The organism is Blastopirellula marina (assembly GCF_002967765.1).
Taxonomy (GTDB): Bacteria; Planctomycetota; Planctomycetia; order Pirellulales; family Pirellulaceae; genus Bremerella; species Bremerella marina_A.
Genome location: NZ_PUHY01000012.1, coordinates 253,741 through 265,775 on the forward strand (window position 1 = coordinate 253,741; position 12,035 = coordinate 265,775).

Annotated in this window: 9 protein-coding genes; 7 read left to right on the plus strand and 2 right to left on the minus strand. The window is 55.7% G+C overall.

Annotation, left to right across the window (positions count from 1 at the left end):
* Positions 1-32 precede the first annotated feature (32 nt).
* From C5Y83_RS17390 to C5Y83_RS17400, 3 genes are read left to right on the plus strand one after another with little or no spacing between them, the layout of a single operon-like run.
* Positions 33-2,264 (plus strand): HTTM domain-containing protein, encoded by a 2,232-nt coding sequence (locus C5Y83_RS17390; RefSeq protein WP_146117815.1) that lies wholly within the window; start codon positions 33-35, stop codon positions 2,262-2,264.
* A gap of 17 nt (positions 2,265-2,281) precedes the next feature.
* Positions 2,282-3,412, plus strand: a complete 1,131-nt coding sequence (locus C5Y83_RS17395; RefSeq protein WP_105331038.1) for a hypothetical protein — start codon at positions 2,282-2,284, stop codon at positions 3,410-3,412.
* Between the two features lie 39 nt (positions 3,413-3,451).
* Complete coding sequence (locus C5Y83_RS17400; RefSeq protein ID WP_105331039.1) at positions 3,452-3,733, plus strand: hypothetical protein; 282 nt, start codon at positions 3,452-3,454, stop codon at positions 3,731-3,733.
* A 12-nt stretch (positions 3,734-3,745) separates the two neighbouring features.
* Here the strand turns inward: C5Y83_RS17400 and C5Y83_RS17405 are convergent, their stop codons facing one another.
* Positions 3,746-4,153: a phosphopantetheine-binding protein gene (locus tag C5Y83_RS17405; protein WP_158262394.1), complete on the minus strand. Its 408-nt coding sequence runs from the start codon at positions 4,151-4,153 to the stop codon at positions 3,746-3,748.
* A gap of 331 nt (positions 4,154-4,484) precedes the next feature.
* Here C5Y83_RS17405 and C5Y83_RS29860 point away from each other — a divergent pair, with 331 nt between their 5' ends.
* The 4 genes from C5Y83_RS29860 to C5Y83_RS17425 all read left to right on the plus strand — a co-directional run bounded on the left by C5Y83_RS29860 (position 4,485) and on the right by C5Y83_RS17425 (position 11,087).
* Entirely contained in the window at positions 4,485-7,154 is a 2,670-nt protein-coding gene (locus C5Y83_RS29860; RefSeq protein ID WP_233207266.1) for a hypothetical protein, read from the plus strand.
* Positions 7,155-7,310: 156 nt separating this feature from the next.
* Complete coding sequence (locus tag C5Y83_RS17415; RefSeq protein ID WP_105331041.1) at positions 7,311-9,440, plus strand: peroxidase family protein; 2,130 nt, start codon at positions 7,311-7,313, stop codon at positions 9,438-9,440.
* Positions 9,441-9,576: 136 nt separating this feature from the next.
* Positions 9,577-10,083: a hypothetical protein gene (locus tag C5Y83_RS17420; RefSeq protein ID WP_105331042.1), complete on the plus strand. Its 507-nt coding sequence runs from the start codon at positions 9,577-9,579 to the stop codon at positions 10,081-10,083.
* Between the two features lie 119 nt (positions 10,084-10,202).
* Positions 10,203-11,087: a hypothetical protein gene (locus C5Y83_RS17425; RefSeq protein ID WP_105331043.1), complete on the plus strand. Its 885-nt coding sequence runs from the start codon at positions 10,203-10,205 to the stop codon at positions 11,085-11,087.
* Here the strand turns inward: C5Y83_RS17425 and C5Y83_RS17430 are convergent.
* Entirely contained in the window at positions 11,081-11,809 is a 729-nt protein-coding gene (locus tag C5Y83_RS17430; RefSeq protein ID WP_105331044.1) for a hypothetical protein, read from the minus strand. The genes C5Y83_RS17425 and C5Y83_RS17430 overlap by 7 nt on opposite strands.
* Positions 11,810-12,035: the final 226 nt, after the last annotated feature.

The window sequence follows — 12,035 nt, forward strand, 5'->3', positions numbered from 1 at the left end:
CGACGAAATCTTTACGTGTGACAACGATTGCCATGAAAGCTGCAGCGCGCTCGGCAAAATCAGATTCGAGTCTGTTCGATACCCTGCGAAGCAAACTGGCAACGCCGGTTGATGCTTCGTCGCTGGCCATCTTTCGCATCTGCTTCGGCCTGGTCATGGTCTGGCACATGCTCAAGTACTTCAAAAGCCCGTTCGGCATGACCGAAATCGAGCGAGTGTTTGGCAGCCCGACGCTCCACTTCACCTACCCGGGCTTCAGCTGGGTGCAACCATGGAGCGAACCTTGGCTGACGGTGCACTTCGCTGTGGTGGGAATTGCTGCCGCGTTGGTTGCTGCTGGGCTTTTCTATCGTGTCGCATGCGTGACGCTGTTCCTGGGATACACCTACATCTTCCTGCTCGAAGCCTCGCTCTATAACAACCATTACTATTTGATCTGTCTAATCTCGTTTCTGTTGATTTTCATGCCTGCGAATCGTCGTTGGTCGGTCGATCGATGGTGGTCTCAGCGGAAGTTGCCCGCCGAAGAAAAAGCATCCTCTCCGGCGACGATCCCGTTCTGGCCGATCGTCCTGCTCCGGTTTCAGTTGTTCCTCGTTTACTTTTACGGGGGCATCGCCAAGCTGAACGCCGATTGGCTGACCGGCGAGCCGCTGTACACCCCTGGGGCAACTCTGCACGAGTTCATCGCCAGCACGATCGGCTTGCCGGCGTTCGTACAGCCGATCCACCTTTGCCTGTTCCTGGCCTGGGCCGGGCTGTTTTATGACTTGAGCATTGGCTTTCTGCTGCTGTGGCCCAAGACGCGTCTGATCGGCCTCGTAGCAACCGCCTTCTTCCACATCCACAATCACTTCATCTTCCCGATTGGTATCTTCCCTGCGATGGCGCTCTCGTCGACGCTGATCTTCTTCGATCCCGACTGGCCACGGCAATTGGTCGCATGGGTCCGGCAACCACGTTGGCCGCTCGGCAAGAAGGACAACGACGTCGCGAAAGCACAGACGAGATCGCAGCCGAAACTAGCGATGGGTCTGACGGTGGCATTGTGTGCGTTTGTCGTATGGCAATCGACCTGGCCGTTACGTCACTTCTTCATCCCCGGCGACGCCAACTGGACTGAAGAAGGACAAGACTTCGCCTGGCGAATGATGCTACGTGCCAAAGCAGCTGGCCACCTTACGTGCCGCATCATCGATCCCAACCTCCAACAAGTCTCGGAGAAAGGCCAACCGGCAATTCGCTGGAAAGCTTGTCCGAAAGGAACGCCGCAAGCGATTCATATCGCGATCGATTCCCACTTGTTTGTCTGGTCGCATCACCCCGGCCTGACCATCACGCAAGAGCCCATCGTCGGGCGACGCATTATCTACAACCCGAGCAGCTTCCACACCGATCGCGCTGAAGCGATCACGATTGGCAAAGAGAACGTCCAGCAGCAATGGGAGAAAACGTTCGCCCGCCAGCCAGTCGTGGAAGAAGCCATTTCGCTGCGGGAAGCGGTCGCGATGATTCGCGAGCGCGTCGAGAAGCTTTCGAGCGAACTTCGATTATCGGCAGAATTCCAGGCGGATTTCTTCGAGCAACTCTCGCATCTGCAACAACAAGACGAAGCAAACGTCGCCGAAATTCCTGGTCGCGAGCCACGTCGTGTGCAGTTGGTCAACTCGCTGCATCGCCTGTACCATTCCCCTCTCGCAGAAGTCGTCCGCCCCGTGATTCGCCGCATCGAACCATTCGCCTTGCAAGGCGCTTCCCCTTCCGGTGCTCGGTTGCTGGTGATCACCGATCCACAGCTTGACTCGAAGTCATCCGACCAAGTCGAAGCCGATTTGCTCGCGTTATCTTCCGGCGAGCCGTACATCGTGTGGACCGACTTCTCACGCCTGCGTCCGGACGATTTCCGCCAACTTCCGCAGAACTTTGTAACCTTCGAAGATCGTCAGCTGCACATGGTTTGGAATCACTTTCGCGAGATCGAACCGTACCAGTTGGAAAAAGCAGCCGTTCGTCCCTGGATGATTCACCAGTACGCCCAGCGTGTTGGTAACCTCTGGAAAGAACAAACCGGTCGCCAGGCCGAAGTGCGCGTCGAAAGCTACGTGATGATGAACTACACGATGCCTCAGATGCTGATCGATCCGCACGTCGATCTCACTTCAGTCAACCTCAGCAGTTTCGGTCACAATGCCTGGATTCTGCCCCGCAACCACAAGCGATTAGGAATCGCCGACAACGCCCAGCCGACCACGATCCGCCGGTAAGGTCATCCCATCTGCGAATGTGGGAAAAGCATTTGGTCGCCGCTTGCTTGCCAGCTATCGTAAGAGACGAAACCACGTACGTCTCTTACGAGCATTCCAGCATGCAAACCTATCAGCTTAGCAGCAACGAATCGCGCCTGATGCCGCTGGGTTGCCTCTTGCTTTTGCTACTGGGTGGACTCTGCTTTCTCTTACTCATCGGGCTACCTCGCAACGACCAGGGCGAGCTTTTCTCGGTAACCGACGGTCCGATGCCGTTACTTCTGGCCTGCGTTGGGCTGTTTGTCTTTCTGTTGACTTGTGGTCGCCGCACGACGGTCGATCCAGCGAACCGAACGATCATTGTCCACGATCTGATTCTGTTGGTCGTGCCGATTTGGATTCGCCGGCTGGCGTTCGTCGACGTCACCGGCATCCAGTACGAACATCGCTCACCGCGAGACTGGTCGGATGATGATTCGCACCAATTGACCATCTATCTGCAGCTAGGCAAACGTCGCGTGGCAATCATGCGGAGGTCTTTAGAAGACGAGTTCGCACCATGCTTACTTTCGGCCTGGCGACTCGGCAAGATACTGGGACTGCGTGTCCAACGAATCGCTTCAACCACGCAACCGAAGAAGCGAGATGCCCTCGCGCGAATAACCTTCGATCGCTACCCCACGTCAACTCAGTTCCTCGGACTCATCGGTTTCTCGGCGGCGACGATAGTACTCGGCTACCTTTTCTTCTCGCGAGGAGACAGTCCCGACAATTGGGCGCTACTATTGCTTGGCCTCCTTTGCCTGGGCGTTGCCTTATCGTCGACTTACAACCGCCGCACAAGGGTCGATCCAAATCAGCGGCGCATATTTATTCGCGATCGCCTGCTCCGTTTCATTCCAATCCGAACGATACGTATCGAATTCAACGATGTTGTTGGCGTCGAGTACCTTCTTCGCCCACCGCCGTTCTACAACAACGAATATCGAATGGCCACCGTCACCCTCGTTACCCGCGACAAGCAGTGGCCCATCCTCGATCGCGTCAACGATTACCAGCTCGATCCGTTGTTGGCATCAGCTCGCGATCTGGCACAAACGCTCGAGCGTCCCTTTACGGACGTTTCCCCCGAGTGTGAGAAGAAACCGGAACGTACGGCGACGTAGATCGTCCCATTAGCGATAACAGGCAACGACTAACCTTCCATGCGAATCGCCAAACTTCCCTATTCAATCTGGCTGGCCGTCTTGCTCGCGCTCGCGATCTTTGCCAATTGGCCAATCCGCACAGGGCTCCCAGTGGGCTTCATTAGCTATGCTGGATTTCCCTGGGTCGGCGTCGAATGGATCGGCGGCGACCTCACGCGAATCAATGGACCAGCCATCGTATTGGATGCGGCGATTTGGCTCGTCGTTATTGTGGTCTTGCCGATCGGCCTCGCATTGCGGACAAGATCGAAGCCGAGTGAAACAGAGAATGCCTCTTAAGCGGATCGGTGGCTACGGCTTGACCGGTTCGCTCTCTGCGGCAGCCGGGTCGGCGTCGGTGCCAGACTCTTTCAGTGTCTTCATCACTTCCGCGAACTGACGCACCGTTAGTGTGGCCGGCATATCCTTCGGGTCGCTGACACCGGTTACCTTTTCCAAGGTCTCAACCGAGATCGAAACTCCCAGGTCTTGTTCTGCCTGCTTCACGATGGAAACGAAATCGAGTCCGTCCGCCCCCAGTTCGGCAAAAGTTAGCTCCGGCCCGACCTCTTCCGGTTTCAGGCCAATCTGCTCCGACACCACCTCTTGCACCTGAACAACTTCCGGTGAATCGGCCGGTACGAGCGGGGCTGGCGGTGGGGCAGGGGATCCGCAACCAACGGCAACAATTGCCACAAACAGAAGGCCCAAGCGCGTCATGGTACAGAGAATCCAAAAGGGTCGAGGTCGAATCGCTACACCCCTCAGCATAACAGGCCCCTCCGTAACTGGCTATCGGCTGGCAGCCAACCTGCACGTCACCAGGCCACCGGCCAGAAAATTTCTACTCCCGCCTGGGCAACACCTTGCGCTGGCAAGCCCCAAAAAATCGCTTGCCAGGTTTACACGATATCTGGATAACCGAAGCCATCTCAAATCAATTCACCAGAGGGTGCGTCTTGACGCGCCATGTCCTGCTGCGGCGTGACACTCTTCTGTTGCGTTGGGTGCGTCGAGACGCGCCCGACGGTTTTGCTGCTTTGCATTTTCCATGTCTGACACCTACGTCCAACTTGCCGCCGAACTCGATGCCTATAGTGCTGGCGTTCTGCCCCCGCTGAAGCGGACGAAGCCGCCCACAGGCGATGAGATTCGACGATCGATGCGCGAACTGATTACGCACATCGATCAGACGTTGGTCTCGGTCGCGGGAAGACTGCGAGCCATGGACGCTTCTCTGAAGGAACAGCAGCAACAGCAAACAGGCGACGATCAACCCATTCCGCCTCGCACACCACAGGAAGTTCTCGACCAGTTGCAACTGAGTGTCGCCAGTCCCACCAAGCGGAGGCGACACTCCTGGAAATCGCTCGGCAATCGATTGCGGAAGGTGATCAAGCAGGTCCACGAGAAGGAATCAAGATCGCAGCAACAGGCGGAGGAGAACCAGCGTTACCAGGAACAACGCGAGGCAGAGGACAAGGACCTTTGGTCATGGCGCCCAGCTGGCAATAAGCCGGAGCCGAGACGCCGTCGTCCACGAAAGCTGCCGCCTGCTGCCAGCGAGAAACGAACCGACCTGACGGCAGGAATCAGTCCGGCGATTAACGTCGTCGAGCTCGACACAGCACATCTCGAACGCTCGCCACTAGCGACTTCTGCAGAGAATCTCGCTGAGGACACGTTTGCGGCTGGCAGCTTACCAGAGTCTTCCCCTCGAGCACCTGACCAGGCGAGCAATTCAAGTGAATCCACCAAGCTGCTTACTTCTCACCGCAAACCACGAAACTGTCCAAGACGACACCGGAAAAGAGTTCGTCGACAACGCGCCGTGCTTATCACGCAGAAGACGAATAAGACTTCTTGTCATCACATTCGCAAGCATTGCGTCGGTCGGCATCAGGTTCCGCATTCGCGGCTATCCGCATCGACACTCGTTGATGTCATTTGGGGACAGTTTTCTCGGCAAATTCACTTACGGAGTATTGCCCCCTGGGGACGTGGCCCCCCGCTGTTTGGATCCGCGGTTGGGTCAAAAACGCTCGTGGTCTATGATGCACTACGCAGCGCTGATGCTTTCCGTGTCCCGCTGGCCTCGAATTCGTTTCTGCAGCTGAGAGAAAACAACACGACCGTGTATACCGAAACCGAAGGCAGCCGCAAGGCAATTGGCGACGTTGATGTTTTGTACCACGATGGTCTGTACCACTTGTTTCACCTGGTGCTGCCCAATCACGATTTCATCGCGCATGCGGTCAGCACTGACGGCATCAATTGGCGGCGGGTCAACAACGCGATTTTCATTGGCGATCCGGGGTCGTGGGATGACTTGATGCTGTGGACGATGGCCGTTTCTCCCAACCCGCATCAGCCCGGCCAGTGGCGGATGTTTTACACTGGCCTCTCGCGACGCGAGCAAGGCAACATTCAGCGAATCGGCCTGGCGATCAGTAATGACTTGTTTCACTGGCACAAAGTTCCTGTGAACTGGCACGACGATCGTGGACCGAACGATCCTGAGCTAGTTCTGAAAGCGCGCGAGATTGCCCGGCAGCAACCAACCAGTTGCCGACATGCGATGTACGATAGCGACAGCAACTTCCCGCTCGAAGCCGATCCCGAGTTCTACGAATCGAACCTCGAGGAAGGTCGCCAATGGGTTAGCTTTCGCGATCCTTATTACTACCGTGAAGGGGGCCGTGGCTGGCTGATCATGGCCGCGCGTACCAAGCACGGGCCGATCGTGCGCAGAGGTGCCGTGGGGGTGATGGAAGAGGTTGCGCCCGGCAAGTTCGAGGCCCGTCCACCACTGCATCACCCTGGTTTGTACGACGATATCGAGGTGCCCAATCTACTGAAAATCGAGAACGAATATTATCTGATCGGCAGCTTGCGCGAAGATGCCAAGATTCGCTACTGGCACAACCACAAGATCGGCACGCCATGGCGAAGTTATTACGACAACGTGCTGCTCGCTCAAGGAAACTACGCGGCCCGCATCTGTCAGGATGAACATGGGTGGCTGCTCTGGAACTTCTTCACGCTGGGAAGTGCCGATCGCACGTCACACAACTTGATGCCGCCACCGAAGCGACTCAAACGAGGCGATGACGGCATGCTGCGTGCCACCACATTCGAGGGCCTCGAGCGTTTCTTGGCGGAACCGGTTGATACACGTTGCGTACGTATTTTGCAGAAAGAGTTCGGCCATCAAACCTGTTCGATCGATGGGAGCTCGCTCGAACTTTCCTGCGACGCTGGCTTTCAAGCGTTCGTCTTCGACGAAACGATCGAATCGGCCTGGTTCAGTGCCAAGGTCGACCTGCAAGGCCTCGGAAAGTGTGGCATTGTATTCCGCGTCGATCCCGAAACTCAGGATGGCTACTACTTGTCGCTCGATTTGTTGAAAGGTGTCGCTCAGCTTCGTGCTTGGCATACCGGCGCCCCTGGCACGGGCGAACACATGATGCAGTTCCGGACCTTGCAAGGTGGCAACTGGCACAGCAACACACCGGGCAAAGCCGAGCTCAGTTTGATTGCATTCGGGCATTACCTCGAGCTATCGGTCGACGGCCGCGTGATTCTTTCTCTCGCCGATCCGACCTTCACCGAAGGGTTGTTCGGCGTTTACCTCGAATCAGCCGCGATGAACTTATCGGACGTCGATTTGCGAATCATGCGTAGCCCAGAACAGTCCGCCAATCACCTGGCAACTGGGTAATTTTCCGTGGCAAGGAACGTCACCATCAACCAAGCAGGGCCAGCCTCTGAAACTCGTGAGATTTTTCCCGCGCAAATCTCGCGACAGATTCTCAACCTCGAACTACTATCTAAACCGTAGAGGGCAAGGCGATCAACGGAACGGAGAGAAAACCTCATGAAACGCCTTATCACACAACTGTCTCATCGTGCGCGCCGAGCAAAGACTTCCCCTGCGGTTCAGATGCTGGAAGAACGACAACTCCTGGCCGCGGACCTGCTGAGTAGCTTGACCAGAATCGAATTGTCTCCGGATGATTCCAACCTCTCGCAGTTGATGCGAAGTCAATTTGCTCCTTGGTCGATCCCGACGCCAGGGGAGGAAGTTCGCTCGATCGACGGGACCGGCAACAACCTGGCCAATCCCGAACTGGGCAGTATCGGCCAACAACTGCTGCGAATTGCACCGGCCGATTATGCCGACGGTATCTCGGCCATGGCAGGGGAAGATCGTCCCAGTGCACGCGAGGTCAGTAACCAATTCTCGGCACAAGAAGAAGGGACCGTCGGCAACGCGCGAAATCTCTCAGCGCTGGTTTACGTGTGGGGGCAATTCCTCGATCACGATATCACGTTGTCCGAGTCGGGGACCACGGAACTCGCTCCGATCGAAGTTCCCACCGGCGACCCCTCATTCGATCCGACCGGTTCGGGGAACGCGACGATCATGTTCTTTCGCTCGCTGTTCGATCCGACAACCGGCGACAGTGTCGATAATCCGCGTCAACAGTACAACGAGATCACCGCGTTCATCGACGGATCGCAGGTCTACGGTTCCGATCAGGAAACAGCCGATGCATTACGATCGTTTGTCGGTGGACGCATGCTTACTTCGCAAGGTGAATTGCTGCCAATCGGCGAAGATGGCTTCTTCCTGGCCGGTGACGTCCGGGCGAACGAGAACGCTGCATTGACCGCTCTGCACACGCTGTTCGTCCGGGAACACAACTGGTGGGCCGATCAAATCGCCGCCAGCGATCCTTCGTTGAGCGACGAGGAAATCTACCAGCACGCCAGAGCGATCGTGATCGCTGAAATCCAATCCATCACCTTCAACGAGTTCCTGTCAGCAATCCTAGGCGAAGGGGTCCTTCCCGAATACCGTGGCTACGACGCGTCGGTGAATCCCAACATAGCCACCGAGTTTTCGACCGCCGGATATCGCCTGGGACATAGCCTGTTAAACGACGACATCGAGTTCTTCGACGACGACGGTCGTCCAATGGGCGAGGAAGTTGCCTTGGCCGATGCGTTCTTTAACCCGGGCATCATCATGGAATCGGGAATCGATTCGATGCTCAAGTATGTCGCGTCGTCTCAGTCGCAAGAGTTGGACGGCACGGTCGTCGACAGCGTGCGGAACTTTCTGTTTGGTGCGCCTGGTGCAGGAGGGCTCGACCTGGCCTCGCTCAATATTCAACGCGGGCGAGATCACGGCCTGGCCGATTACAACTCGGTTCGCGAAGCCTACGGCCTCGAGCGGGTGACCAGCTTCGCCGAGATTACCACGGACGTAGCCGTTCAACAGACGCTCGAAGAATTATACGGTACGGTCGACAATATCGATCTGTGGGTCGGTGCATTGGCCGAAGACCATGTCGCTGGTGGCAGCGTCGGCGAATTGACTCAGGCAATTCTCGTCGATCAATTCACCCGACTGCGCGACGGAGATCGCTTCTGGTACGAGAACTCCTTCTCAGCGCAAGATGCGGAACGGATCGGACGAACGTCACTTTCCGACATCATCCAGCTCAACACGACCATGACCAACTTGCAAGACAACGTCTTCTTCATGTCGGCGTCTGTCAGTGGCACCGTTTTCGCTGATTCAAATCATTCCGGCGATCGTCCCATGCCAGGAGCTTCTGGCATGGAAGGCGTCCAGATTAACCTGCTGAACAACGAGGGCCTGATTGTTGCAACCACCTGGACCGATGCTCGCGGCTACTATCGCTTCAACGACTTCAACGAAACTGGCGATTATCAAATTCAAGCCATGATGCCAACCGCCGAAGGGGTAGTGCCGCATACGGTCGACATGCTGATCTCGGTCGGCGGGGAATCCATTCGGAATGTTAATTTCGGCCAATCGCCCCATCACGATCGTCCCAACTTTGGTCACCCCGGTCACTTTCGCAACTGCGACCGCATCCTGGCTGGTGACTTATTACCGCACCACTTGGATGACTTGATCGATCAAATCGTCAACAATCGAAGCCGATCGAGACGCTTTGCATGGTGGCGATAGATGCGACATGTTTTCGACACGAGCGTGTTGACACTTTGTTCTCAGCACGCTCGGAAATTATTGCTGCCGCCGATGGCTTGCATTAGATTCACTCCAATGACACACCCTGTTTCATCGATACGATCTCATTTCCACCATGCAAGATCTGTTAACCCAGCTCGATCGAACGCTCTTAGAAAGGCAACCGAAACTGCATGCCACGCTCCAGCCTGGCATCGCAATCGGCGGTACAGGGAATCTGGCGCAGTGGTTCGCCTGGCACAATGGCCAAAGCCGTGATGCCAAGGCGATGCTGAAGCAGACGTATCAGTTCGCCAGCTATGAAGACGGCTGCCAACTCGTAAGACACATGCGAGGCACGCTTTGGCAGCATCCACTGCAAGGATTGGTCCTGGGACTCTTTGCTCGACGATCGTTTTATTCGCTGCCGTTGTTGACCGATCCAGCCGGCGACGGCTATTACTATCATCAACTTCGCAAGACGGTATTTTGGAAATTCGAAGGGGAACAAGACATCGTGCTTCCCAGCTTTGAAGCCTTTATTCAGTTGTTGTTGGAATTGGTCGAGCAGCCCCATAGTTCGCCCGCGGCCTTCGGCGAGAGCGAATGGAAACTGCTAGAGAAGTACGCTTTTGTTAAATGAAAAGCGAATTTCGTTGCACGACTCTTCGAACTCGCCTAACTTATAGACACCACGTCTGATCTACCCCACACGCTTCGCCGCTAAGCGGCGTTCATGCTCTCTGCCGAGGAGGCCCTTTCATGCGGTATGCTTGGTTGAAACTGACTTGCGGAATATTGCTTTCGGCGTTCTGGCTCTCGCCCACGCTAGCCCAAGAGACGCAGGCGGAAGCACCACAGGCGAATACCAAGTCGCCGACGATGACGGTCTTTGGCGATCTGATCGAAATCGGTTCGAACATTCAAATCGCTCCAGAGGGTGATAAACCGCTGGAGTTCAACAAGCAGCCGCTGGTCAGTTGGAGCAACCCGACCCGCCCTGCGGCACCGCACGGATGCATTTTCGTCTGGAGTCAGGCAGGTCGACCGCAAGCCATCGGCAGCGTGTTTACGTTCATTATTCGCAATGAAACACGCATGAAACACCAACTGCACTCCCTTTCCCAAACGCCGCTCGAAGCGACTTACGAAGGGCAAACGGTTTGGAAACCTAGCAAGCCTGGCATCACCTGGATGGCCCCCCAGCAAGAGATTTCGCCCCACGTTAACGAGCGTTTGCGGTTAACACAAATGCGCGGGATCGCTCGGCAGTTCAATGCTCGATTTGAGAAACCGGATGGGGAAAGGACGAACCTGGAACTAAAACCAACGCCCCTTTATCGCTATCAATCGCCAGCGAACAAGGTCGTCGATGGAGCGATCTTTTCATACGCCAATGGGACGGATCCCGATGTGCTGTTGCTAATCGAGGCATATGAAGATGACGCCGGGCAGAAACAGTGGCGGTTGGCCTTTGCCCGGTTTCATTATTGGCGGTTGGTCGTCGAGCAAGCACAGGGAGAAGTTGTCTGGCAAGTTGAAGAAGAGCCTGGTCTGAAGTTAATGACGATCGGCGATACGCGGCATCGAGAACTACCCTACGTCAGTTATATCGTCGATCGACAACCGCTGGAAAACGATCAGTGAGAAACCACTTCACAGCCAGGCAACGCGGATCGCAATTGGTCGAGTCCCGCTTCCGTCGTTTGCGTTCCACTGACCCAAACGATTTCCAATTGATCGCAGTTTTCCAATTCCCTCAGGCCACCGTCGGTGATTGCCGTGTTCGAGACATCAAGCGAAGCCAATTGCGAAAAGCGGGCCACGCTGACCAAAGACTGATCGGTGATCGAAGTCCCGGAGAGCCGCAAACACTTCAAAGCAGATTGATTGCCAAGCCCCGCAATCTGCTCGTCGGCGGTGTCGGTATCGTCGAGCGCGATTGTCTCTAGGCACGGTAGTTCGTTGAGTGGTTCCAGTGACAAGCCTGAGAGCGACATTCCTTTCAAATTGAGATGTCGCAAACTTGAGAGCCGACAAATGGCGTGCAGTACACGCTCGTCAATCGGACCACGAATCGTGTCTTTCGAAACCGAAACGTATTCGATTTGCGCTCCGTAGTAATCGTTAACGCTCGGATTGAACCGATGATCCCACTCGTCGCCGCGATATTCGTCGTAGCCGACATCGAACAATAGTCCACGCAAGACGCTGATCGATTCGCGATCGCGCTCGGCCGCATTCCATCGCATCGCCACACCAACGATTAAAGCACCTAACAGAGGCACCACAACCAGCAGCGTCAGCAAGCGATAACGGGGCGTGCGAAGCGACATCGTTGAGGTCGCTTCGATAGTCTTGGAGGCCATCGCACGGGTGTTCCTGGGTCTTACAATCAGGTGGGTTCCCTTAGACTACGAACCATCTGCAATTGTTTGAAGGATTTTGTTCCACGATTTTTCTCGCGTCCTCAGACGTTGTCTGGCGACTCGGGGGAACCTTCCATTTTTCCTTGGCGATCGACGATTTCACACCCTTAAAATGGTTGTAAGACGGCACGATTTCAGCTGTTTCATTCGATCGACCTCTTTTCCT

Excerpts from the sequence above, each read along its gene's own strand:
- C5Y83_RS17390 (WP_146117815.1), top strand. The coding sequence starts at position 33 with ATGAAAGCTGCAGCGCGCTCGGCAAAATCAGATTCGAGTCTGTTCGAT.
- C5Y83_RS17395 (WP_105331038.1), top strand. The coding sequence starts at position 2,282 with ATGTGGGAAAAGCATTTGGTCGCCGCTTGCTTGCCAGCTATCGTAAGA.
- C5Y83_RS17400 (WP_105331039.1), top strand. The coding sequence starts at position 3,452 with ATGCGAATCGCCAAACTTCCCTATTCAATCTGGCTGGCCGTCTTGCTC.
- C5Y83_RS17405 (WP_158262394.1), bottom strand. The coding sequence starts at position 4,153 with ATGACGCGCTTGGGCCTTCTGTTTGTGGCAATTGTTGCCGTTGGTTGC.
- C5Y83_RS29860 (WP_233207266.1), top strand. The coding sequence starts at position 4,485 with ATGTCTGACACCTACGTCCAACTTGCCGCCGAACTCGATGCCTATAGT.
- C5Y83_RS17415 (WP_105331041.1), top strand. The coding sequence starts at position 7,311 with ATGAAACGCCTTATCACACAACTGTCTCATCGTGCGCGCCGAGCAAAG.
- C5Y83_RS17420 (WP_105331042.1), top strand. The coding sequence starts at position 9,577 with ATGCAAGATCTGTTAACCCAGCTCGATCGAACGCTCTTAGAAAGGCAA.
- C5Y83_RS17425 (WP_105331043.1), top strand. The coding sequence starts at position 10,203 with ATGCGGTATGCTTGGTTGAAACTGACTTGCGGAATATTGCTTTCGGCG.
- C5Y83_RS17430 (WP_105331044.1), bottom strand. The coding sequence starts at position 11,809 with ATGGCCTCCAAGACTATCGAAGCGACCTCAACGATGTCGCTTCGCACG.